Here is a 23156-nt window from a genome sequence, read left to right on the forward strand (position 1 = left end):
CTTCGAAGACGTCGGGCCGGAACGGGCGTCCGGCCAGAGGCGGTTCAGCCTGCCAGGGCGCGTCGTTGCTGGCGGCGCTTAAGAAATTTCTCACGCAGATTATCGTACGCCCAGTTATAGAACATGGTGTACGGCAGGAAGAACAGGAAGAAACCTATTTCCAGTGTGAATGCCTGCAGCAGGGTGACGCCCAGCACGGCGGCGACAATCGACACGCCAATCACAATAAAGCCGCATTCGAACCCCAGCGCATGCAGCGCACGCACTTTTGCCGTACGTTTGACGCGCTGAACAGGCCAGAAACGGTCGAAGCCGACGTTATAAATAATGTTCCACAGCATGGCGGTGGTGGCCAGAATAATGGTCAACCCACCCATTTCCACCACGGAACGCTGCATCAACCACGCCGCGGTAGGGGCGAGGATCGCCGTCGCAATCCCTTCAAAACAGACAGCATGAAAGATCCGCTCCGGCAGTTTACGTTGGAGTGCATCCTGATGTTGCATAGTGATAGACCTCGTTAATTCGCCAGTATGGGCGTTGATGTGGCCTATTTTTATCGCTAAAGCTGATATATTAAAGATAGTATCCATCGTAAAAGTAGATAGGTTATGCGCTATTCACCCGAAGCCCTGACCGCGTTTGTCGAGACCGTTGCAGCAGGCTCTTTCTCTGCGGCCGCACGCCGGCTGCGTAAAAGCCAGTCGACGGTCAGCACGTCCATTGCCAACCTTGAAGCCGATCTGGGATTTGAGCTGTTTGACCGTTCGGCCCGCCAGCCGGTGTTAACGGCCCAGGGGGAACAGGTGCTGGGCTACGTGCAGGCTATTCTCGCCGCCAGCACGCGGCTGGATGAGCTGGCGGTGTCGCTCACGGCGCAAACGGAGGCGCGTCTGACGTTTGTCCTTTCCGATACCCTCAACCCGGACGTGCTGGAAGAGATGATGAAGCAGTTTGACGCGCGCTTTCCCCATACGGAATTCGAATGTCTGATTGGCGAGGAGGAGGACGTGATCGATCTGCTGCAAAAGGAGCGCGCGCAGATTGGCCTCACCGAAGCGCGAGACGGTTATCCTACGGATATCGGCGCCATCCGGCTGCCGATGCAGACCCGCATGGCGATCTATGTCGCGACCACGCATCCGCTGGCCGGGCAGGATGACGTTCAGCGTGACGAGCTGCACGGCTGGAGGGAGCTGCGGCTGAGCACCTATCTTGAGCGTGAGGCGGAGATCGCGCGCGGGCCCGTCTGGTCAGCCCCGAATTACCTGTTACTCTTGAGTATGGCGGTACAGGGATTTGGCTGGTGCGTCTTGCCGTGCGCGCTGGTGGAGGAATTTGCCGCCGCGAAATCCCTGGTACAGCTCAATGTTCCCGGCTGGCCGCGGGCGATCGGCATCGATCTGCTGTGGAATAAACGATCCCCTCCCGGCGTTGCCGGAAGCTGGCTGCGGCAGTATCTGCAGGATGCACGCTGATCCTTGTGATTAAACTCACTATTTTTAAACAATTAAGATAATTGCCAGTAACAATCCTCTACTATCGTCATGTCATTTAACACAGAGGTCGTGATGAAAGATGTCGTAATAGTGGGTGCGTTGCGTACAGCTATCGGCTGTTTTCAGGGAGCGCTCGCGCGTCACTCGGCGGTTGACCTGGGCAGCGTGGTGGTGAAAGCGCTGGTAGAACGTAGCGGGATCGCAGCACATGAAGTTGATGAGGTGATTCTGGGACAGGTCCTCACGGCCGGTGCCGGGCAAAACCCTGCGCGACAGGCGGCGCTGAAGGGCGGACTGCCCAATACCGTCTCCGCTATCACTATCAACGACGTCTGTGGTTCAGGATTAAAAGCGCTGCATCTCGCGACGCAGGCCATTCAGTGTGGTGAGGCGGACGTGATCATTGCGGGCGGGCAGGAGAATATGAGCCGCGCGCCGCACGTCCTGACCGACAGCCGTACCGGCGCACAGCTGGGCAACAGCCAGCTGCTCGACAGCCTGGTGCATGACGGACTGTGGGATGCCTTCAACGATTATCATATGGGCGTAACGGCGGAAAACCTGGCGCGCGAGTACGGTATCAGCCGTGAGGTGCAGGATGCCTATGCGCTAAGCTCGCAGCAAAAAGCGCGTGCGGCGATTGATTCCGGCCGTTTTCGCGACGAAATTGTTCCGGTCAGCACGCAGCGTCAGGGGGGCGAGGTTATCGTCGTGGATACCGATGAACAGCCGCGCACCGACGCCAGCGCTGAAGGGCTGGCGAGGCTGAATCCTGCGTTTGAAATGCAGGGCTCGGTCACGGCGGGAAATGCCTCTTCCATTAACGACGGCGCCGCGGCCGTGATGATGATGAGCGAAAGCAAAGCCCTCGAACTCGATCTTCCCGTGCTGGCCCGCATTAAGGCATTCGCCAGCGTGGGCGTGGATCCTGCGTTAATGGGGATCGCGCCGGTCTATGCGACCCGTCGCTGTCTGGAGCGTGCGGGGTGGCAGCTTTCTGATGTGGATCTGATCGAAGTGAACGAAGCCTATGCCGCGCAGGCGATCTCCGTCGGAAAAATGCTGGAGTGGGATCCGCTGCGGGTCAACGTAAACGGTGGGGCGATCGCACTGGGGCACCCGATCGGGGCGTCCGGCTGCCGGATCCTGGTTTCGCTGGTCCACGAAATGAAGAAGCGCAACGCCCGCAAAGGGATTGCCACGCTCTGTATAGGCGGCGGACAAGGGGTGGCGCTGGCCATTGAACGCTAATTTTTCCTCATTAAAAAAAGACCTCCTCCGGGAGGTTTTTTTTATCGTGATCTTTATCTCCCGACGGTTTTAGCGTGATCCGGGCATCAATTCCGCGATAAACAAAAATAAAAATGAAACGTTGTTTTAAATATAATTGAAAAGCCCACTTTATGCCGATAGTATGTGCTCATTATGTAAAACGGAACGCTGTTTCGTTTTACTTCCCGCCTTCGGGCATGACCACATCTGGAGGTTACCGTGGACGTCAGAGAAAGCATCCACAGCGCGCACGCCAAAACGCTGGATACGCAGGGGCTGCGCAAGGCATTTTTAGTCGAGCAGATATTCGAGGCTGACAGGTACACCATGGTTTACAGCCATATCGACCGCATTGTTGTGGGCGGAATAATGCCCGTCACGAAAAGCGTCTCCGTGGGCGGTGAGGTCGGTAAACAGCTGGGCGTAAATTATTTCCTCGAACGTCGCGAGCTGGGGGTGATTAACATCGGCGGGCCGGGCACCATCACCGTAGACGGACGGTGCTATGAGATTGGCCATCGCGAGGCGCTGTACGTGGGTAAAGGGGCGAAGGACGTGGTCTTTGCCAGCATCGACGCCAGCAGGCCTGCGAAATTCTACTACAACTGCGCGCCGGCCCACGCCACCTGTCCAACCAAAAAAGTGACCCCGGCAGACGTCGCGCCCGTGACGCTGGGCGACAACCTCACCAGCAACCGCCGCACCATCAATAAATACTTCGTGCCGGACGTGCTGGAGACCTGCCAGCTCAGCATGGGGTTGACCGAACTTGCGCCGGGCAACCTGTGGAATACCATGCCGTGCCATACCCACGAGCGCCGCATGGAAGTCTACTTCTACTTCAACATGGATGAGGACGCCTGCGTGTTCCACATGATGGGACAGCCGCAGGAAACGCGCCATATCGTGATGCATAACGAGCAGGCGGTGATTTCGCCGAGCTGGTCTATTCATTCCGGCGTAGGGACAAAAGCCTACACCTTTATCTGGGGAATGGTGGGTGAAAACCAGGTCTTTGATGATATGGACCATGTTGCGGTCAGCGATCTGCGCTAGTCGCGGGCAGTGACGCATAAACCTGCCTGTGAGTGACAGGCTCTGAAAGAGTAAGGAATAAACATGATTCTGGATGCATTCTCTCTGCAGGGGAAAGTGGCGGTGGTTTCCGGGTGTGACACCGGGCTGGGTCAGGGGATGGCGTTAGGCCTGGCGGAAGCGGGCTGCGATATCGTCGGAATTAATATCGTTGAACCGACGGAAACCCTCGAGCGCGTGACGGCCCTGGGCCGCCGCTTCCTGAGCCTGACCGCCGACCTGCGTAAAATCGATGCCATTCCTGAACTGCTGGATCGCGCGGTGGCGGAATTCGGTCACATCGACATTCTGGTCAACAACGCCGGGCTGATTCGCCGTGAAGATGCGATCAATTTCAGCGAGCGCGACTGGGACGACGTGATGGATCTGAACATCAAGAGCGTATTTTTCATGTCCCAGGCGGCGGCAAAGCACTTTATTGCGCAGGGGAACGGCGGCAAGATCGTGAATATTGCCTCCATGCTCTCATTCCAGGGGGGTATCCGCGTGCCGTCTTACACCGCCTCCAAAAGCGCCGTGATGGGCGTGACCCGCCTGCTGGCAAACGAGTGGGCGAAACACAACATCAATGTGAATGCGATTGCGCCGGGTTACATGGCGACCAACAACACGCAGCAGCTGCGTGCGGACGAGCAGCGTAGCGCGGAAATCCTCGACCGCATTCCGGCGGGGCGCTGGGGGCTTCCGGGCGATCTGATGGGGCCGGTGGTCTTTCTGGCCTCGTCCGCATCGGACTATATCAACGGCTACACCGTGGCGGTCGATGGCGGCTGGCTGGCGCGATAGCCCGCATCGGGTCTGGACCTCTGCTTTTGGGCAGAGGTTTTTTTTGCTTAAAAATTGTCAAAATCCATATGGATAAACATGGAAAATCCATACTAAAAAGTCATGAACGACAGTCATCACACTTTTAATCTTTAAAAATTAGGTGATTAGTAAAAGCATGTGATTATTCAGCGTTAGTTGAAATTGTAATGTCCATCACAGAACGCTATGTCGCAGCGAAATAATCCATATCTTCACCTTTTCCCGCCTGACACTTTTTCTCGCTATCTCGTAATTTCACTTAACGAATTTCACTGTTCAGGCAGGAAAATATGACATCTATAAATGACTCTACCCTAATGCCCGCTGCGCTGCGTGATACTCGCCGCATGAACCAGTTTGTCTCTATTGCCGCCGCCGTGGCGGGCCTGTTATTTGGACTGGATATTGGCGTCATTGCCGGTGCATTGCCCTTTATTACCGATCACTTTACCCTGAGCAGCCGCCTGCAGGAGTGGGTGGTCAGCAGCATGATGCTCGGCGCGGCCATCGGCGCGCTGTTCAACGGCTGGCTCTCGTTTCGCCTGGGGCGCAAATACAGCCTGATGGCCGGGGCGATTCTTTTTGTCGCCGGCTCCATTGGCTCCGCCTTTGCCGCAAACGTTGAGGTTCTGCTGCTTTCCCGCGTGCTGCTGGGCGTGGCGGTGGGGATTGCCTCCTACACGGCACCGCTTTATCTCTCCGAAATGGCGAGCGAGAACGTGCGCGGGAAGATGATCAGCATGTATCAGCTGATGGTCACGCTGGGTATCGTGCTGGCGTTTCTGTCTGACACCTACTTCAGCTACAGCGGCAACTGGCGCGCAATGCTCGGCGTGCTGGCGCTGCCAGCGGTGGTGCTGATTGTCTTAGTGATTTTCCTGCCGAACAGCCCGCGCTGGCTGGCGCAAAAAGGGCGCCACGTGGAGGCGGAAGAGGTGCTGCGCATGCTGCGCGATACCTCTGAAAAAGCCCGCGAGGAGCTGAACGAGATCCGCGAAAGCCTGAAGCTCAAGCAGGGGGGCTGGGCGCTGTTTAAAATCAACCGCAACGTGCGCCGGGCGGTCTTCCTCGGCATGCTGCTGCAGGCGATGCAGCAGTTCACCGGCATGAACATCATCATGTACTACGCGCCGCGCATTTTCAAAATGGCGGGGTTCACCACCACCGAACAGCAGATGATCGCCACCCTGGTGGTCGGGCTGACCTTCATGTTTGCCACCTTTATTGCCGTATTCACCGTGGACAAGGCGGGCCGCAAACCGGCGCTGAAAATTGGCTTCAGCGTGATGGCGCTCGGCACGCTGATCCTCGGCTACTGCCTGATGCAGTTTGATAACGGCACGGCTTCCAGCGGACTCTCCTGGCTTTCTGTCGGGATGACCATGATGTGTATCGCAGGTTACGCGATGAGCGCCGCGCCGGTGGTGTGGATCCTGTGCTCCGAAATTCAGCCGCTCAAATGCCGCGACTTTGGCATCACCTGTTCCACGACCACCAACTGGGTATCGAACATGATCATCGGCGCGACTTTCCTGACGCTGCTGGACGCGATTGGTGCAGCGGGAACGTTCTGGCTCTATACGGTGCTGAACGTGGCATTTATTGGCGTCACGTTCTGGCTGATTCCAGAAACCAAAGGCGTGACGCTGGAACACATCGAGCGCAAGCTGATGGCCGGGGAGAAGCTGCGGAATATTGGCGTGTGATCGGATTGCCTGTTTACATGTTCAACCTATGCCGGAGGTGGAAAGGGAGATTAATCACAATCATAACGTGATGAAACTCACTACTAACTCTGGCAGGGGTAGTCAGATAATGGTGTTTGGGATTAGGATTTTTCTTAATCTATTGTATTATTGAGCCACAGCGATCAATGAACAAAGATGCGTAGCATCAAGAGAAAGAAGAATTCCTATGTCAGAAATGGATTTCAAAAAAAGCACAGATATTGATTTCCCGCATTATTCCACCCGTAACGAACACGCTAAAGAAATAGATCTTTTAGGTTTATTAGCGGTTTTAGCGGCGGCTAAAAAGCGCATCGTGGCCGTTACCCTTGCTTTTGCTCTCGTGGGGCTGGCCATTTCATTTTTGCTGCCGCAAAAATGGACCAGTAAAGCGGTGATCACCCCGGCAGAACAGTCGCAGTGGAACCCGCTGCGCCAGATGATGGTGGCGTTACAGGTGCTGGATGTGGACGTGAAGATTACCCGTCCGGAAGTCTTTGATCTTTTTATTAAAAAGTTTCAGTCGCAGTCATTGCTTGAAGAGTATCTGAAATCCTCTTCTTACGTGATGTCGCAGCTTAAAGACGCTGAGGTGGATCCGCTTGAGCTGCATCGGGCGATAGTCAATATCTCAGACAGAATGAAAGCGGTGAATAACGATCAGGGAAAAGACGCGGATAAAACCCCCTATATCTCCTGGACATTAAACTTCACTGCGCCGACAGCAGGCGATGCGCAATCCGTTCTGGAGGGATACATCAATTATATCGCGGCTATTGTTGAGAAAGAGACAGTGCAGAATATCCGCAACCAGATCGCGCTGAAAACGAAAGTCGTTGAGCAGCAGCTAGAGCTGGATCGCGTCCGTTTGACCAATATTCACAATACCAACCTGCAGCGGCTGAATTATTCCCTGGAAGTCGCGAATGCCGCCGGCATCAAGAAGCCGGTCTACAGCAACGGGCAGGCGGTAAAAGACGATCCGGATTACTCTGTTGCGCTCGGTGCTGACGGTATCGCGCAAAAGCTGCAGATTGAAAAAAATCTCAAGGACGTGACCGAGCTGAATGCGGATTTCCAGAACCGGGAATATTATCTGGCGCAGTTGAAAAAGCTCTCCTTTGCGGATGTTAAACTTGAGCCATTCCGGTACCAGCTCTCTCCCTCCATGCCGGTGAAAAAGGATGGTCCAGGCAAGGCCCTGATTGTCGTTCTGGCGGCGCTCCTGGGGGCACTGTTTGCCTGCAGTAGCGTTTTACTGCGCGAGGCGATGCTCACCCGTAATCCACTCCCCGAGCCGGTGACGGAATAAACCCTGCAGATTAAAAAGGCGCTCAAGAGAGCGCCTTTTTTTATTGGCACCGGTTGTGTTAAAAGAAGAAATCAACGAAAAGGAGGGATGATGAAAACGATCGGCCTGTTAGGTGGAATGAGCTGGGAATCGACAATCCCTTATTATCGCCTGATTAACGAAGGGGTTAAGCAGCGTCTGGGGGGGCTGCACTCCGCAAGCCTGCTGCTGCACAGCGTGGATTTTCATGAAATCGAAGCCTGCCAGTCGAGCGGCGAGTGGGATAAAGCCGGGGCGATCCTGGCCCAGGCGGCGCTCGGGCTTGAGCGGGCCGGCGCCGAGGGGATATTGCTGTGTACCAATACCATGCACAAGGTGGCGTCGCATATTGAGAACCGCTGCTCGCTGCCGTTCCTGCATATCGCTGACGCGACCGGGCGCGCAATTGCGGCATCCGGGATGCGCCGCGTAGCGCTGCTGGGCACGCGCTACACCATGGAACAGGATTTCTATCGCGGGCGTTTGCGCAGCGCGTTTGGGATCGAAAGCCTGATCCCTGAAGAAGAAGACCGGGCGCGCATCAATCAAATTATCTTTGACGAGCTCTGTCTCGGCACCTTCAGCGAAACCTCCCGCGCCTTCTACGTCAGCGTCATCGAAAAACTCGCGCAGCAGGGGGCTGAAGGGGTGATCTTCGGCTGCACGGAGATCGGTTTGCTGGTACCCGTTGAGCGAAGCCCTCTTCCGGTATTTGATACCACCGCTATCCATGCTGCGGATGCCGTGGCGTTTATGCTGTCATAGTGGGTCCTGCAGGTCAGGTAAGCGAAGCGCCACCTGACGCGCGTGCTCCATGACGTGTTCGGTGAAAGCGTCCACCAGCGCGGAAGCCGGACGGTGTAGCGGACGGATCAGGCTCACGGTGAACGGGACGGACACGCTAAAGCGGCGGATGACGATCCCGCTTCCGGCATAATCCAGTGCCGTGAGTGGATTGACCACCGCGACGCCGACGCCGGCACGCACCATCGCGCAAATCGAGGCCGCGCTGTGCGTTTCCACCGCCATTCGCCGTTTGACCTGATGCTCGGCAAACAGGGTATCCAGCAGCTGTCTGTAACTGTCGGTCTGCGACAGGCTGATGTAGTTTTCCCCGTGGAAATCCTCCGGCGTGAGCACCGCCTTACCGGCAAGCCGATGCCCGGCGGGAAGAACGCACACTTCATCTAACGAGAGCAGCTCCGTGCGCGCCGTGCCCGCTGGGGTGGTGAGGGTTTCGGTTAGCCCTAAATCATGGCGCTGTGCCGAAAGCCACTCTTCAAGCAGAGGTGATTCCTGCGGCACGATGGTGAGGCTGACCTCAGGATAGCGGGCCAGAAAGGGCTGGAGCAGCATCGGCAAAAAGGATTGCGAAAAGACGGGCAGGCAGACGATCGACAGCTCGCCCTGGCGAAACTCGCGCAGGCTTTCCGCGGCGCTCACGATTCTGTCCAGCCCGTACCAGGAGCGCTGAACTTCCTCGAACAGGCGTAACCCCTGTACCGTCGGGTGAAGCCGGCCCCGGGTGCGTTCGAACAGCTTCAGCCCCAGCACTTTCTCGAAGCGCGCCAGCTCGCGGCTCACCGTCGGCTGCGAGGTGTGCAGCATCTGTGCGGCTTCGGTGAGATTGCCGGTGGTCATCACGGCGTGAAAAATCTCGATATGGCGTAAATTGACGGCGGGCATAGGGCACCTGAAAGCAGAGAAGTGGCCATATCATTTTTGCATAGACTCGCGATAAAACGATATTTTTTATTCTCCTTGCGCTGTGGCGTAATCATCAAAACGCATTTATCCGGAGAAGACCATGCCACGCCCGCTGAACCAGACTGATACCGATTTGAACGCCGACAACCTGCTGCGCCTGCCTGCCGAGTTTGGCTGTCCGGTGTGGGTCTACGACGCGCAGATCGTCCGCGAGAAGATCGCCGCCCTGCATCAGTTCGACGTGGTGCGTTTTGCCCAGAAGGCCTGCTCCAATATTCATATTCTGCGCCTGATGCGCGAGCAGGGCGTGAAGGTTGACTCCGTTTCACTCGGCGAAATCGAGCGCGCGCTGGTAGCCGGATACGATCCGAAAGCCGACAGCGACGCGATCGTCTTTACTGCCGATGTGATCGACGATGCGACGCTGGCGCGCGTTCACGAACTGCAGATCCCGGTAAATGCCGGTTCTGTGGATATGCTCGAGCAGCTCGGTCAGGTTTCTCCCGGCCACCGCGTCTGGCTGCGCGTAAACCCGGGCTTTGGTCATGGCCACAGCCAAAAAACCAATACCGGCGGCGAAAACAGCAAGCACGGGATCTGGTATGCCGATATGCCTGCCGCGCTGGAGGTGTTACAGCGCTACAACCTGAAGCTGGTGGGTATTCATATGCACATTGGCTCTGGGGTGGATTATGGCCACCTGGAACAGGTGTGCGGCGCGATGGTGCGCCAGGTTGTCGACTTCGGTCAGGATCTGGAGGCGATCTCTGCGGGCGGTGGTCTCTCCATTCCTTATCGCGAAGGGGAAGAGGCGATCGATACCGATCACTATTACGGTTTGTGGAGCGCCGCGCGCGATCAAATTGCCGCGCATCTGGGCCACGCGGTGAAGCTGGAAATTGAGCCGGGTCGTTTCCTGGTGGCGGAAGCCGGCGTGCTGGTTTCTCAGGTCCGCAGCGTGAAAGAGATGGGGTCTCGCCACTTCGTCTTGATTGATGCAGGCTTTAACGACCTGATGCGTCCGTCCATGTACGGCAGCTATCACCACATTACCGCCCTGGCTGCCGACGGCCGCGATTTAACGCAGGCGCCGCGCGTTGAGACGGTCGTTGCGGGGCCGCTGTGCGAATCGGGTGACGTGTTTACCCAGCAGGAGGGCGGCAAAGTGGAAACCCGCGCGCTGCCAGAGGTCAAACCGGGTGATTATCTTGTGCTGCACGACACCGGTGCCTACGGGGCGTCTATGTCCTCTAACTACAATAGTCGCCCGCTGCTGCCGGAAGTGCTGTTTGATAATGGCAAGGCGCGGCTGATACGCCGTCGCCAGACCATTCAGGAACTGCTGGCTTTAGAACTCATCTGATGAAAGTACGGCCCCGTTGTGACCGAATCGCGTAACACCAGCGTGCCGGTAAACGGCGGGATGGCATCGACCGGCTGGTTTCTTGCCAGCCGGATCGCCTGATCGATGGCGGTGACAATCATATTGTCGATGGGCAGATAAACCGACGAGAGCGCAGGCTCCAGCCATTTCGCGCTTGGGGCATCATCAAAGCCGAACAGGGAGATATCCTGCGGGATTTTCAGCCCCGCCTGGTGCAACGCTTTGGACGCCCCCAGCGCCATATCGTCGTTACAGGCAAACAGGGCGCTAAACGTTACTCCGTCGGCAATCAATTCCTTGCAAAGCTCGTATCCCTGCGTCATTCCTGCATCGCCGTACTTTATCCGACGCTCGTCCAGACGGATACCGTGCTTTTCCAGCGCCTTGCGATAGCCCATCAGCCGTGCTTTACCCGTGGGAGTGTGGATCGGGACGGTGATACAGGCGATCTCCCGATGGCCCTGGCCAATCAGGTAATCCACGGCCTTAAACGCGGCATCCTGCTGTTCGAAGAACACGCAGCGATCCGGCGCCTGGCTCACTTCACGGTTAATGACCACCAGCGGCGTTTTCACGGTGTTCATCAGTTTGACGATCGCTTTTTCGCTCATGTAGCGCGTGTAAAGCACGATGGCATCGCACTGGCGATCGGCGAGCATCTGCACCGCCTGCTCTTCCTGTTCCGGCGCGTCGTGACCGTCGGTGACGATCAGCTGTTTCCCGTGAGTTTCGGTCTGCCGCGACGCCTGCTGGAGAAGGCGGCCAAAATAAAAGCCGTCAAAGGTCGAGACGACCAGACCAATGCTGTTGCTGGTCTGGTTAGCCAGCGAGCGCGCGAGAAAGTTCGGGCGATAGCCCAGCTCTTCCATCGCAGCAAACACCTGCTGACGCGTACTCTCTTTTACCTGACCTGTGCCGTTCAGCACGCGCGATACCGTGGCCTTCGACACGCCCGCGCGCAGTGATACATCCAGCATTGTTGCCATTCTATATTCCTGCTTCCACGTAACGATCTGCAGTTTACCACAGAGCTTATGCCGTATAAGCGATGCGGGAAGCGCAAAAACTCTGCCACGATCACGCTTTTTGGTAACGATTCGTCCGGCCAGCCTGAAGTCAAACTCAATAGCCTGACTCTGGTAAGATAATCACCGAACCGGGCTGGAGCATCAGGCCAGTAAATACATGAGAAAATGCAGGTGAAACATGAATAAGGCTGTCATCCTCCCGCTTTACAAGGCGCCACACTTCGCAGAGCAGGTTACCGACTGGATCTGGCAGGCCTTTGGCGAAGGGCTTCCTCGGGCATTTTTCCACAGCATTGTTGAGCACAGCCAGACGCCTGGGGCATTACCGTTGACGTTCATTGCCGTTGACGGCGAACAGCTTCTTGGCACGGTGGGACTCTGGCGCTGCGATTTGATCACCCGTCAGGATCTCTGTCCGTGGCTGGCGGCGCTCTACGTTGACGACGCGGCGCGAGGCAAAGGGCTGGCGGGGCAGCTTCAGCAGCATGTTATCGCTTACGCCGCGCAGTCCGGGTATGAGGAGCTCCATCTCTGGTCTGCCTGCCGCGACTTTTACGAACGTTACGGCTGGCAGTATATCGGTGATGGGCTGGAATACCCCAACACGCGGGTGCATCTCTATCGTTATTCGCTCTGTGCTTCTGCAGGCGACGCAACGGAGTGACGACGGACCAGCGTCGGGCTAAACAGATGGGTAATTTCCGGCGGCTGGCGCTGTTCAGCCAGCGCTAGCGCCAGCTCGGCGGCCTGCGTTGCCATGGTGATGATTGGGTAGCGCACGGTGGTCAGACGCGGGCGAACGTAGCGGGAGACCAGCACGTCGTCGAAGCCAATCAGCGAAATTTCTGCCGGTACCTCAATTCCGTTGTCATTCAACACCCCCATTGCCCCTGCGGCCATAGAGTCGTTATAGCTGGCAACCGCCGTGAAATTCCGTCCGCGGCCCAGCAGTTCGGTCATGGCCTGTTCACCGCCGCTCTCGTCCGGTTCGCCGTAGGCCACCAGACGGTCATTACACGGCAGCCCGTTTTCACGCAGGGCATCGTAGTAGCCCTGCAGACGGTCTTCCGCATCAGAAATGGGGTGATTGGAACAGAGATAGCCAATCCGGGTATGGCCCTGCTGAATCAGGTGCCGCGTGGCAAGCCAGGCGCCGTAGCGGTCGTCGAGGGCCACACAGCGTTTCTCAAAGCCGGGAATGATGCGGTTGATAATCACCATTCCGGGCATCTGCTTCATCAGGTGAATCAGTTCGGCATCCGGGATCATTTTAGCGTGAACCACCAGCGCCGCGCAGCGGTGGCGGATCAGCTGTTCAATGGCCTGGCGTTCCTTTTGTTCGTTATGATAGCCATTGCCGATCAGCAAAAAATTGCCTGTCTGATAGGAAACCTGTTCAACCGCTTTCACCATGGCGCCGAAAAAGGGGTCAGAAACATCGCCCACCACCAGACCAATCGTTTCTGTGGACTGCTGGGCGAGCGCGCGAGCGTTGGCATTGGGATGATAATTCAGGGATTCCATGGCGCTTTGTACCGCCTGACGTGATGCGTCACTGGCCTTTGGTGAATCATTAATCACGCGCGAGACGGTTGCCACCGACACGCCAGCCAGACGGGCCACATCCTTTATTGTCGCCATTCATTACCTTCTTATTGGGGGTAAGCGTTTACACACCAAATAGTGTTGCGGAAAAGCGCCGTGCATTCAAGGGGAGCGGATTTCCGCTCTCCACAAACGTGACGCAGCACACCCCTGGCGGTGTAATCGTTACACGCCCAGTCATGTCTGAAAAATGTGAATCTGAACCTTTAGTTACACTTTGCCTCAGGCTGTTGCGATTGTCCGATAGCAAGGGCGTTAAAGAGGTTGATACAGTTGAGATCCCAGAGGTATTGATTGGTGAGAATTCTTAGTACGGTTTCGTACTCATCTCTTGCACCAACCTGCGCGGATGCGCAGGTTTTTTTTCGCCTCCACTTTTGCTGTCGCTCCCTTATCACTTCTCGTGTAATCTGCCACCATTTACTAATAACCCTCCACACTGGCTGGCAAAGGGAGTTGAGATGCTATTTGGGTTCTTCCGTACGCTTTTCCGTATTCTTTTTCGCATCCGCATCACTGGCGACACCCGGGCGCTTAGCGGCGAACGCGTTTTGATCACACCAAACCATGTTTCCTTTATAGACGGCATCCTGCTGGCGCTGTTTTTGCCCGTGCGTCCGGTGTTTGCGGTGTATACCTCCATCAGCCAGCAGTGGTACATGCGCTGGCTCTCGCCGCTGATTGATTTTGTGCCGCTCGACCCGACAAAGCCGATGATGATTAAGCATCTGGTACGTCTGGTCGAGCAGGGGCGTCCGGTGGTCATTTTCCCTGAAGGACGTATCTCCGTGACCGGTTCGCTGATGAAAATCTACGACGGCGCGGGGTTTGTTGCGGCGAAGTCAAAAGCGACCGTGGTGCCGCTGCGTATTGAAGGCGCGGAGCTGACCCATTTCAGCCGTCTGAAGGGGCTGGTGAAGCAGCGTCTGTTCCCCAAAATCACGCTGCATATCCTGCCGCCAACGTCATTACCGATGCCCGACGCGCCGCGTGCCCGCGATCGCCGTAAAATCGCCGGGGAAATGCTGCATCAGATTATGATGGAAGCGCGTATGGCCGTGCGCCCGCGCGAAACGCTGTACGAATCCCTGCTTTCCGCGCAGTACCGCTATGGCGCGAAGAAAAACTGCATCGAAGACATCAACTTTACCCCGGATACCTATCGCAAACTGCTGACCAAGACCCTGTTTGTGGGCCGTATTCTGGAGAAGTACAGCAAAAAGGGCGAAAAGATTGGCCTGATGCTGCCTAACGCGGGCATCAGCGCGGCGGTGATTTTCGGCGCGGTTTCCCGGGGCCGGATCCCGGCGATGATGAACTACACGGCGGGCGTGAAGGGGCTGACCAGCGCCATTACTGCCGCTCAGATTAATACCGTCTTTACCTCCCGCCAGTTCCTGGACAAAGGCAAGCTCTGGCATCTTCCCGAGCAGCTCACTCAGGTGCGCTGGGTCTTCCTGGAAGATCTGAAAGCGGACGTGACCACCGGCGACAAGCTGTGGATTTTTGCGCATCTGCTGATGCCGCGTCTGGCCCAGGTCAAACAGCAGCCGGAAGATGACGCGATTATCCTCTTCACGTCGGGATCGGAGGGCAACCCGAAAGGCGTCGTCCACAGCCACAAGAGCATTCTGGCGAACGTCGAGCAGATCAAAAGCATCGCCGACTTTACCGCGAACGACCGCTTTATGTCGGCGCTGCCGCTGTTCCACTCCTTTGGCCTGACGGTGGGGCTGTTCACGCCGCTCCTGACCGGTGCAGAAGTGTTCCTTTACCCAAGCCCGCTGCATTACCGCATCGTGCCGGAGCTGGTGTATGACCGTAACTGTACCGTTCTGTTCGGGACCTCTACCTTCCTGGGGAACTATGCGCGTTTTGCCAATCCGTATGACTTCTATCGCGTGCGGTACGTGGTGGCCGGTGCGGAAAAACTGCAGGAGAGCACGCGTCAGATCTGGCAGGACAAGTTTGGCCTGCGCATTCTCGAAGGCTATGGCGTGACCGAGTGTGCGCCCGTGGTCTCGATTAACGTGCCGATGGCGGCGAAACCGGGAACGGTTGGCCGCATTCTGCCGGGGATGGACGCGCGTCTGCTGGCGGTGCCGGGCATAGAGGACGGCGGCCGCCTGCAGCTGAAAGGGCCAAACGTGATGAACGGGTATCTGCGCGTGGAAAACCCAGGCGTGCTGGAAGCGCCGACGGCGGAGAACGTCAACGGCGAGGTTGAAACCGGCTGGTACGACACCGGTGATATTGTCCGCTTTGATGAACAAGGCTTTGTACAGATCCAGGGACGCGCGAAACGCTTCGCCAAAATCGCCGGTGAAATGGTCTCTCTGGAAATGGTTGAGCAACTGGCGACGGCCGTGTCCGCCGAGAAGATGCACGCCACCGTCGTGAAGAGCGATGCCAGCAAAGGTGAGGCGCTGGTACTGTTTACGACAGACAGTGAGCTTAAGCGCGACAGATTACTGAGCTATGCACGCGAACACGGTATTCCTGAACTGGCCGTGCCGCGCGATATTCGCTACCTGAAACAGCTCCCGGTGCTGGGCAGCGGGAAGCCCGATTTCGTGACCCTGAAAGGCATGGTTGAAGAGGCGGAACAGCAAAATGCATGAGTCAGTACACACTAACACATCCCTCAGGTCGAAAGGCATGATGGCCGTCATCGCCGCGCAGTTTCTCTCTGCGTTCGGTGATAACGCGCTGCTGTTTGCCACGCTGGCGCTGCTGAAAGCCGAGTTTTACCCCGACTGGAGTCAGCCGATCCTGCAGATGGTGTTTGTGGGCGCTTACATTATCTTTGCTCCGTTTGTGGGACAGGTGGCGGACAGCTTTCCGAAAGGCCGGGTGATGATGTTTGCCAACGGCCTCAAGCTGCTGGGGGCGGCCAGCATTTGCTTTGGCTTCAATCCGTTTATTGGCTATACGCTGGTGGGCATTGGGGCCGCCGCTTACTCGCCGGCGAAGTACGGCATCCTCGGAGAGCTGACCACGGGGGATAAGCTGGTGAAAGCCAACGGCCTGATGGAATCGTCAACGATTGCCGCTATTCTGCTCGGATCCGTCGCGGGCGGCGTGCTGGCCGACTGGCATGTGCTGGCGGCACTGGGCGTGTGTGCGGTGGTGTATGGCGGGGCGGTCGTGGCGAACCTGTTTATTCCGAAGCTGCCGGTGGCTCGCCCGGGCCAGTCCTGGCGCGTTAAACCAATGACCGGCAGCTTCTTTACCGCCTGCCGCGTGCTGTGGCGTAACGGTGAAACGCGTTTCTCCCTGATGGGGACCAGTATGTTCTGGGGCGCGGGCGTTACGCTGCGCTTCCTGCTGGTGCTGTGGGTGCCCGTGGCGCTGGGCATTACGGACAACGCGACGCCGACCTATCTTAATGCGATGGTGGCCATCGGCATTGTTGTGGGGGCAGGCGCGGCGGCGAAGCTGGTGACGCTCGAGACGGTAGCACGCTGCATGCCCGCAGGGATCCTGATTGGCGTGGTGGTGCTGATCTTCTCGCTGCAGCATGCGTTATTGCCTGCCTATGTCCTCCTGATCCTGATTGGTATTCTGGGGGGCTTCTTCGTGGTGCCGCTGAACGCGTTGCTGCAGGAGCGTGGCAAGCAGACCGTCGGGGCGGGGAATGCCATCGCCGTACAAAACCTGGGTGAAAACCTGGCGATGCTGTTAATGCTGGGACTCTACTCGCTGGCGGTAAAAGTGGGTGTGCCGGTGGTGGGGATTGGCGTCGGGTTTGGCGGGCTGTTTGCGATTGCGATTGCTGCATTATGGCTCTGGCAACGTCGCCGTTGATATATAGCCGGGTGGCGGCTTCGCCTTACCCGGCCTGGGTTTGAGCACCTGCAGGCCCGGTAAGCGTAGCGCCACCGGGCAAAAGTATCAGGCTACGGTGCAGGATAAGTATAAACCTGATGCACCGCTTCAATCTCCGCTAACACCTCTTCACTCAGGTTCAGATGGAAACTCTCAATATTGGTTTTCAGCTGTTCCATCGTGGTTGCGCCCAGCAGGGTACTGGCAACAAACGGCTGACGACGCACGAAGGCCAGCGCCATCTGCGCAGGGTCAAGACCGTGACGCTTCGCGATATCCACATAGGCGGCAACGGCTTTCTGCGTCTGCTCGCCGCTGTAGCGGGTAAAGCGGCTAAAGAGGGTATTACGCGCACCGGCCGGTTTCGCACCGTTCAGGTATTTCCCCGTCAGCGTGCCGAAGCCGAGACAGGAGTAGGCGAGCAGTTCCACCTCTTCATACTGCGTCACTTCGGCCAGACCCACTTCATAGCTGCGGTTAAGCAGGCTGTAAGGGTTCTGGATAGTCACGATACGCGGCAGATCGTGCTTATCCGCCAGGTGCAGATAGCGCATGACCCCAAAGGCCGTTTCGTTAGAGACACCAATGTAGCGGATTTTTCCCGCACGCTGGCATTCGGTCAGCGCTTCCAGCGTTTCCAGCAGCGTCACGGTGGGGGCGCTCTCATTCCAGCTGTAGCCGAGCTTACCAAAGCAGTTGGTTGGCCGCTGCGGCCAGTGCACCTGGTAGAGGTCGAGATAGTCGGTTTGCAGACGCTTGAGGCTGGCGTCCAGTGCAGCGCGGATATTTTTGCGATCGAGGATCTGGTTCGGGCGGATCCCGGTATCGTTGTTGCGCGCGGGGCCACTGACTTTGGAGGCAATCACCAGCTTTTCACGGTTGCCGCGTTTTGCCAGCCAGTTACCGACGTAGGTTTCGGTAAGTCCCTGCGTCTCAGGACGTGGCGGTACAGGGTACATCTCTGCGACATCAATCAGGTTAATGCCCTGGCTGACAGCGTAATCGAGTTGTGCATGGGCATCGGCTTCGCTGTTTTGTTCACCAAATGTCATCGTGCCCAACCCCAGTTGGCTAATTTCCAGAGCGCTGTGGGGGATACGGTGATAATGCATAGCCGGCTTCCTCAATAGACTTATAGACCGCGTCAGGCCGTGCCCGACAAAGGAATATAAACATGGCAGAGGGGAAGCAAAAGGGGAAGAAAAAAATCAAAAAGGCCAGCAAGCGACTGACCTCTCTCTGTTTATCGCTCGATAATTTGCGAGACTTCGTCGCGATTGATCTGCATTTTATTGCCTTCCTGGTCGCGGTAGCTGACCAGACCGGTATCATCGTCGACTTCGGGTTTACCGTCGGTCAGGATCATTCGACCATCTTTTGTCGCCATGACGTAATCGCTGCTACAGCCCGATACAGCAAACGCTAAACCGACTGCTGACACTAACACTGCCCATTTTTTCATCGTTATCGTCCTCATCTGGCTTGTATCAAATCATAATCTAGTATTAACCCGATATGGCGACTTGAGGAAGCGGTAAAATCTTAAAAAGCAGTCGATTATGTTCGAGAGCTCTCAAAATAAGTAAAAAACTATGTTTTCAACAGGAAATGACGTGCGAGTAGTGCACCGGTGAAATTCTTTTTGAGATAAAAACCGCGCGGCAACGTCAGGATAGGCTCGCCCTGCGCGCCGATTGCCTCGGTAAGTGCTTTACTGTTGGCCGCTTTCGGACGCAGCTGTAATACTTCTCCGTGTCGGGCGGTGATACGCTCTACCTGCCCAAGCACAATCATGTCCATCAGCTCCTCCCAGTCCAGACGCAACTGATGCTCCTCATCCTCGTCAGGGCTCCAGAGCAGCGGCGCGCCGACGCGTCGGTCGGCCAGGGGGATCTGACGCTCACCCTCAACCGGTACCCACAATACGCGCTTCAGCTTGTGGCGAACGTGGCTGGTTTCCCAGGTTACGCCGGTATTGCCGGTTAATGGCGCAACGCAGACGAAGGTGGTCTCAAGCGGCTTGCCCTGGCGGTCTACAGGGATGGTTTTTAACTCCACGCCAAGGGCTGCAAAATCCTGCTCGGGTTTGCTCCCTGCGCTGGCACCCAGCCACAGCTCCAGCAGCATACCGATCCAGCCTTTATCCCGCTTCAGATCCTTTGGGATCGGAAGCCCGGCCATTGCCGCCAGCTCGCCAAGCGAAAAGCCAGCCAGACGCTGTGCCTGCAGTAGCAACTGGCTCTCGCTGGACGGTGGTGAGAGCAAGGGTGTAAGCGGGTGCATGACGGTAACCTTTTGATTAAAAAATAAACGAAGAAATTGTCCCCTGTGGATAGAGTTTAACTTTTTCTGTACCAATATGACATCTCTATGATTTATAGGTTTTTTTATTGGTCTGAAATCGTTTCGCCTGGGTGGAAAAAGCGGTTGTTCAAATCTGGTCACTGACAATGAACAGGATCTTACACCATGTTATCCACAGAAAAATGGGATAACTGGGCATAACCCTGACTACTGTTTCCATTTACAGCCTTGACGTGCGATGAAAATCGAATTTTCAAACAAATTGTGACTAACTTATTGGCACAATCTGTGGATAAAACCGACGCTGTTCGATCTTTCATCAGTGCGACGAACCCTGATGTGACGATCGTCACGCTAATCAGTTTTTTGTTTATCTCAATGCGTATAACTCTATGAAAATAATCATATTAATTCGGTGGGGTATAAAAGGGTCTTTCGCGGCGCTTGAGGTTGTTCATCGGTAATCAGACACTTCTTCACAACTATATCCACAGAAAAGGTGAATAAAATTCCCTTTGCTGTCTCACATCTGTTTATAACTCCGCACATATTTGTGAGTTATTCAATTGTTATTAGGTTGCAGGCCTGTAAGAGAGTGGTTTACCGCCTCCCTGTAGTGTGAAACAATCATTCATATATAAGGTTTAGTTTGGGGTAGTCCGGTGATTGATGACGATGGCTACCGCCCAAACGTAGGAATAGTAATTTGTAATCGTCAGGGCCAGGTGATGTGGGCCCGTCGATATGGTCAGCACTCCTGGCAGTTCCCGCAAGGCGGGATCAATCCTGGAGAGTCCCCAGAACAAGCGATGTACCGGGAGCTTTTTGAAGAGGTCGGTTTGAGCCGAAAAGATGTTCGCATCCTGGCTTCGACCCGCAACTGGTTGCGTTACAAGTTACCGAAACGTTTGGTGCGTTGGGACACAAAGCCGGTTTGTATCGGCCAGAAACAGAAGTGGTTTCTGTTGCAGTTGGTGGGCAACGATTCAGACATCAATATGCAAACCAGCAGTACGCCGGAGTTCGATGGCTGGCGCTGGGTGAGCTATTGGTATCCTGTTCGTCAGGTCGTGTCATTTAAGCGCGATGTTTACCGTAGGGTGATGAAAGAGTTTGCAAGTGTGGTGATGCAGCTTCAGGAGATCCCGCCTAAGCCGCAGAGCGCACCTGCCTGGCGACGTAAAAGAGGTTAAGCTACGCAAATCATGCTCACCCGCTTGCGAGAAATAGTCGAGAAGGTGGCCAGCGCGCCGCGTCTGAACGAGGCGCTGAATATTCTGGTCACCGACATCTGTCTTGCGATGGAGACCGAGGTCTGTTCGGTGTATCTGGCCGACCACGATCGGCGCTGCTATTACCTGATGGCGACCCGTGGTTTGAAAAAACCGCGTGGACGCACCGTAACGCTCGCATTTGATGAGGGTATCGTGGGTCTGGTTGGGCGACTGGCTGAACCCATTAACCTTGCTGACGCGCAAAAACACCCCAGCTTTAAATACATTCCTTCCGTAAAAGAAGAGCGCTTCCGCGCTTTCCTTGGCGTGCCGATTATCCAGCGTCGCCAGCTGCTCGGCGTGCTGGTTGTCCAGCAGCGTGAGCTACGTCAGTACGACGAAAGCGAGGAGTCATTCCTCGTCACGCTGGCCACGCAGATGGCGGCGATCCTCTCCCAGTCTCAGCTTGCCGCGCTCTTTGGTCAGTATCGCCATACGCGCATTCGTGCCCTTCCTGCCTCGCCAGGCGTGGCGATTGCTGAAGGCTGGATGGATGCCACGCTGCCGCTCATGGAGCAGGTTTACGAAGCCTCAACGCTTGATGAAGCGCTGGAGCGCGAGCGGCTTACCGCCGCGCTGGAAGAGGCCGCGAATGAATTTCGTCGCTACAGCAAGCGCTTTGCCGCAGGCGCGCAAAAAGAGACGGCGGCCATTTTTGACCTCTATTCGCACCTGCTTTCCGATGCGCGCCTGCGCCGTGAGCTTTTTGCGGAAGTGGATAAAGGCTCGGTCGCGGAGTGGGCGGTTAAGAAGGTCATCGAAAAATTTGCCGATCAATTTGCGGCGCTGACCGACGGTTACCTGAAAGAGCGCGCAGGCGATCTGCGCGCCCTGGGGCAGCGCCTGCTGTTCCATCTTGATGACACCATTCAGGGGCCTAACGCCTGGCCAAAACGGTTTGTTCTGGTCGCCGATGAACTCTCAGCAACGACGCTGGCTGAACTGCCGCAGGACAGGCTGGCTGGTGTGGTGGTGCGCGATGGTGCCGCCAACTCGCACGCCGCCATTATGGTGCGCGCGCTGGGTATCCCTACCGTTATGGGGGCGGACATTCAGCCGTCGGTGCTTCATCGCCGTACGCTGGTGGTCGACGGCTATCGCGGTGAGCTGCTGGTCGATCCTGAGCCGGTTCTGCTCCAGGAATACCAGCGTCTTATCAGCGAAGAGAATGAATTAAGCAAGCTGGCGGAAGATGACGTTAACCTGCCCGCCCAGCTTAAGAGCGGTGAGCGGATCAAAGTCATGCTCAACGCCGGTTTAAGCCCTGAACATGAAGAGAAGCTGGGCAGCCGAATCGACGGTATTGGCCTGTACCGCACCGAAATCCCGTTCATGCTGCAAAGCGGCTTTCCCTCTGAAGAGGAGCAGGTGGCGCAGTATCAGGGCATGCTGCAAATGTTTAACGACAAACCTGTCACCCTGCGAACCCTGGACGTCGGGGCGGATAAACAGCTGCCCTATATGCCGATCAGCGAAGAAAACCCGTGCCTGGGCTGGCGTGGGATCCGCATTACGCTCGATCAGCCGGAGATCTTCCTGATCCAGGTGCGTGCGATGCTGCGCGCCAACGCGGCGACGGGCAATCTCAGCATTTTACTGCCGATGGTCACCAGCATCGATGAGATCGACGAAGCGCGTCGGTTGATCGAACGTGCAGGCCGTGAAGTGGAAGAGATGATCGGTTATGCGATTCCGAAACCGCGGATCGGCGTCATGCTTGAAGTGCCGTCTATGGTCTTTATGCTGCCGCAGCTGGCGAACCGGGTGGATTTTATCTCTGTCGGCACGAACGACCTGACGCAATATATTCTGGCCGTCGACCGTAACAACACCCGCGTCGCCAGTATCTATGACAGCCTGCATCCGGCGATCATTCGCGCCTTAGCGATGATTGCCCGTGAAGCGGAGCAGTACGGCATTGATTTACGCCTGTGCGGTGAAATGGCCGGGGACTCCATGTGCGTTGCGATCCTGATTGGTCTGGGATATCGCCATCTGTCGATGAACGGTCGCGCTGTTGCCCGCGTGAAGTATCTGCTGCGGCATATTGACATCAATGATGCCCGCGAACTGGCAGAACGTAGCCTTGAGGCGCAGCTGGCTGCTGAGGTTCGCCACCAGGTCGCGGCGTTTATGGAACGACGCGGTATGGGCGGTCTGATCCGCGGCGGCCGCTAAAGCCTTTCTCCCTCTCCCTGTGGGAGAAGGCACCAGCGCGCATAAAACCCTATACACATCTTTTACATCTCGGGCGCATCCTCCGCGCCCGCCTTGTGCTATGATTCGCAACTTTGGA

Annotated in this window: 20 protein-coding genes; 13 read left to right on the forward strand and 7 right to left on the reverse strand. The window is 56.4% G+C overall.

The genetic code is table 11. From position 1 onward, the window contains the following. Positions 1–44: 44 nt before the first annotated feature. Positions 45–506, reverse strand: coding sequence for a multidrug/biocide efflux PACE transporter (locus C6A40_RS06770; RefSeq protein WP_008499683.1), 462 nt, complete (start codon positions 504–506; stop codon positions 45–47). 105 nt (positions 507–611) lie between these two features. On the opposite strand from C6A40_RS06770, the gene C6A40_RS06775 reads away from it, so the two are divergent. From C6A40_RS06775 to C6A40_RS06805, 7 genes are all read left to right on the forward strand, one after another. Beyond that, positions 612–1478: a LysR family transcriptional regulator gene (locus C6A40_RS06775; RefSeq protein WP_021242027.1), complete on the forward strand. Its 867-nt coding sequence runs from the start codon at positions 612–614 to the stop codon at positions 1476–1478. A 93-nt stretch (positions 1479–1571) separates the two neighbouring features. Next, complete coding sequence (locus C6A40_RS06780) at positions 1572–2750, forward strand: acetyl-CoA C-acetyltransferase (RefSeq protein WP_008499681.1); 1179 nt, start codon at positions 1572–1574, stop codon at positions 2748–2750. Positions 2751–2990: 240 nt separating this feature from the next. After that, positions 2991–3827, forward strand: coding sequence for a 5-dehydro-4-deoxy-D-glucuronate isomerase (gene kduI / locus C6A40_RS06785; protein ID WP_008499680.1), 837 nt, complete (start codon positions 2991–2993; stop codon positions 3825–3827). Between the two features lie 63 nt (positions 3828–3890). Then, positions 3891–4652 carry a 2-dehydro-3-deoxy-D-gluconate 5-dehydrogenase KduD gene (kduD, locus tag C6A40_RS06790; RefSeq protein ID WP_008499679.1) on the forward strand — a complete coding sequence of 254 codons (762 nt, stop codon included), beginning with the start codon at positions 3891–3893 and terminating at the stop codon, positions 4650–4652. A gap of 293 nt (positions 4653–4945) precedes the next feature. Then, positions 4946–6379, forward strand: coding sequence for an arabinose-proton symporter AraE (araE, locus tag C6A40_RS06795; protein WP_223825726.1), 1434 nt, complete (start codon positions 4946–4948; stop codon positions 6377–6379). A gap of 208 nt (positions 6380–6587) precedes the next feature. Then, positions 6588–7712 (forward strand): LPS O-antigen length regulator Wzz(fepE), encoded by a 1125-nt coding sequence (gene wzz(fepE), locus C6A40_RS06800; RefSeq protein ID WP_025912419.1) that lies wholly within the window; start codon positions 6588–6590, stop codon positions 7710–7712. Between the two features lie 90 nt (positions 7713–7802). Beyond that, entirely contained in the window at positions 7803–8495 is a 693-nt protein-coding gene (locus C6A40_RS06805) for an aspartate/glutamate racemase (protein ID WP_039024114.1), read from the forward strand. Here the strand turns inward: C6A40_RS06805 and C6A40_RS06810 are convergent. After that, positions 8490–9416, reverse strand: coding sequence for a LysR family transcriptional regulator (locus tag C6A40_RS06810; RefSeq protein WP_008499676.1), 927 nt, complete (start codon positions 9414–9416; stop codon positions 8490–8492). The two genes, C6A40_RS06805 and C6A40_RS06810, sit on opposite strands and share 6 nt — an antisense overlap. A 121-nt stretch (positions 9417–9537) precedes the next feature. On the opposite strand from C6A40_RS06810, the gene lysA reads away from it, so the two are divergent. Next, positions 9538–10800 carry a diaminopimelate decarboxylase gene (gene lysA, locus C6A40_RS06815; RefSeq protein ID WP_008499675.1) on the forward strand — a complete coding sequence of 421 codons (1263 nt, stop codon included), beginning with the start codon at positions 9538–9540 and terminating at the stop codon, positions 10798–10800. Here the strand turns inward: lysA and C6A40_RS06820 are convergent. Then, positions 10770–11807 (reverse strand): LacI family DNA-binding transcriptional regulator, encoded by a 1038-nt coding sequence (locus C6A40_RS06820; RefSeq protein ID WP_045335255.1) that lies wholly within the window; start codon positions 11805–11807, stop codon positions 10770–10772. The two genes, lysA and C6A40_RS06820, sit on opposite strands and share 31 nt — an antisense overlap. 220 nt (positions 11808–12027) lie before the next feature. Between C6A40_RS06820 and C6A40_RS06825 the strand changes: the two genes are divergently transcribed. Next, on the forward strand, positions 12028–12513 hold the full coding sequence (locus C6A40_RS06825) for a GNAT family N-acetyltransferase (protein WP_023294480.1): 486 nt from the start codon (positions 12028–12030) through the stop codon (positions 12511–12513). Here the strand turns inward: C6A40_RS06825 and galR are convergent. Continuing rightward, a complete protein-coding gene (gene galR, locus C6A40_RS06830) occupies positions 12474–13490 on the reverse strand; it encodes an HTH-type transcriptional regulator GalR (protein ID WP_021242019.1) in 1017 nt (338 codons plus the stop codon). The two genes, C6A40_RS06825 and galR, sit on opposite strands and share 40 nt — an antisense overlap. Before the next feature lie 425 nt (positions 13491–13915). Here galR and aas point away from each other — a divergent pair, with 425 nt between their 5' ends. Beyond that, the gene (aas, locus tag C6A40_RS06835; RefSeq protein ID WP_008499671.1) at positions 13916–16075 is read left to right on the forward strand and encodes a bifunctional acyl-ACP--phospholipid O-acyltransferase/long-chain-fatty-acid--ACP ligase; all 2160 of its coding nucleotides are present in this window, start codon (positions 13916–13918) and stop codon (positions 16073–16075) included. Next, entirely contained in the window at positions 16068–17261 is a 1194-nt protein-coding gene (lplT, locus tag C6A40_RS06840; protein ID WP_045335257.1) for a lysophospholipid transporter LplT, read from the forward strand. The genes aas and lplT overlap by 8 nt, the downstream gene beginning before the upstream one ends. Positions 17262–17353: 92 nt before the next feature. On the opposite strand, the gene C6A40_RS06845 is transcribed toward lplT, so the two are convergent. From C6A40_RS06845 to mutH, 3 genes are all read right to left on the reverse strand, one after another. Further along, positions 17354–18394 carry an NADP(H)-dependent aldo-keto reductase gene (locus C6A40_RS06845; protein WP_021242016.1) on the reverse strand — a complete coding sequence of 347 codons (1041 nt, stop codon included), beginning with the start codon at positions 18392–18394 and terminating at the stop codon, positions 17354–17356. Positions 18395–18525: 131 nt separating this feature from the next. Beyond that, positions 18526–18744, reverse strand: a complete 219-nt coding sequence (locus C6A40_RS06850; protein WP_008499668.1) for a YgdI/YgdR family lipoprotein — start codon at positions 18742–18744, stop codon at positions 18526–18528. Positions 18745–18872: 128 nt separating this feature from the next. Then, entirely contained in the window at positions 18873–19565 is a 693-nt protein-coding gene (gene mutH, locus C6A40_RS06855) for a DNA mismatch repair endonuclease MutH (protein ID WP_021242015.1), read from the reverse strand. A gap of 683 nt (positions 19566–20248) precedes the next feature. On the opposite strand from mutH, the gene rppH reads away from it, so the two are divergent. Together rppH and ptsP are read left to right on the forward strand one after the other, a co-directional pair. Then, positions 20249–20779, forward strand: coding sequence for an RNA pyrophosphohydrolase (gene rppH, locus C6A40_RS06860; RefSeq protein ID WP_013098553.1), 531 nt, complete (start codon positions 20249–20251; stop codon positions 20777–20779). Positions 20780–20791: 12 nt separating this feature from the next. Next, positions 20792–23038 carry a phosphoenolpyruvate--protein phosphotransferase gene (ptsP, locus tag C6A40_RS06865; protein ID WP_008499665.1) on the forward strand — a complete coding sequence of 749 codons (2247 nt, stop codon included), beginning with the start codon at positions 20792–20794 and terminating at the stop codon, positions 23036–23038. The last annotated feature ends 118 nt before the right edge of the window (positions 23039–23156 follow it).

Source organism: Enterobacter sp. GER_MD16_1505_Eko_090 (assembly GCF_003331015.1).
GTDB lineage: Bacteria > Pseudomonadota > Gammaproteobacteria > Enterobacterales > Enterobacteriaceae > Enterobacter > Enterobacter roggenkampii.

Excerpts from the sequence above, each read along its gene's own strand:
- C6A40_RS06825 (WP_023294480.1), top strand. The coding sequence starts at position 12,028 with ATGAATAAGGCTGTCATCCTCCCGCTTTACAAGGCGCCACACTTCGCA.
- C6A40_RS06810 (WP_008499676.1), bottom strand. The coding sequence starts at position 9,416 with ATGCCCGCCGTCAATTTACGCCATATCGAGATTTTTCACGCCGTGATG.
- C6A40_RS06775 (WP_021242027.1), top strand. The coding sequence starts at position 612 with ATGCGCTATTCACCCGAAGCCCTGACCGCGTTTGTCGAGACCGTTGCA.
- galR (WP_021242019.1), bottom strand. The coding sequence starts at position 13,490 with ATGGCGACAATAAAGGATGTGGCCCGTCTGGCTGGCGTGTCGGTGGCA.
- C6A40_RS06780 (WP_008499681.1), top strand. The coding sequence starts at position 1,572 with ATGAAAGATGTCGTAATAGTGGGTGCGTTGCGTACAGCTATCGGCTGT.
- aas (WP_008499671.1), top strand. The coding sequence starts at position 13,916 with ATGCTATTTGGGTTCTTCCGTACGCTTTTCCGTATTCTTTTTCGCATC.
- C6A40_RS06805 (WP_039024114.1), top strand. The coding sequence starts at position 7,803 with ATGAAAACGATCGGCCTGTTAGGTGGAATGAGCTGGGAATCGACAATC.
- lplT (WP_045335257.1), top strand. The coding sequence starts at position 16,068 with ATGCATGAGTCAGTACACACTAACACATCCCTCAGGTCGAAAGGCATG.
- C6A40_RS06770 (WP_008499683.1), bottom strand. The coding sequence starts at position 506 with ATGCAACATCAGGATGCACTCCAACGTAAACTGCCGGAGCGGATCTTT.
- ptsP (WP_008499665.1), top strand. The coding sequence starts at position 20,792 with ATGCTCACCCGCTTGCGAGAAATAGTCGAGAAGGTGGCCAGCGCGCCG.
- lysA (WP_008499675.1), top strand. The coding sequence starts at position 9,538 with ATGCCACGCCCGCTGAACCAGACTGATACCGATTTGAACGCCGACAAC.
- C6A40_RS06850 (WP_008499668.1), bottom strand. The coding sequence starts at position 18,744 with ATGAAAAAATGGGCAGTGTTAGTGTCAGCAGTCGGTTTAGCGTTTGCT.
- mutH (WP_021242015.1), bottom strand. The coding sequence starts at position 19,565 with ATGCACCCGCTTACACCCTTGCTCTCACCACCGTCCAGCGAGAGCCAG.
- C6A40_RS06845 (WP_021242016.1), bottom strand. The coding sequence starts at position 18,394 with ATGCATTATCACCGTATCCCCCACAGCGCTCTGGAAATTAGCCAACTG.
- kduD (WP_008499679.1), top strand. The coding sequence starts at position 3,891 with ATGATTCTGGATGCATTCTCTCTGCAGGGGAAAGTGGCGGTGGTTTCC.
- C6A40_RS06820 (WP_045335255.1), bottom strand. The coding sequence starts at position 11,807 with ATGGCAACAATGCTGGATGTATCACTGCGCGCGGGCGTGTCGAAGGCC.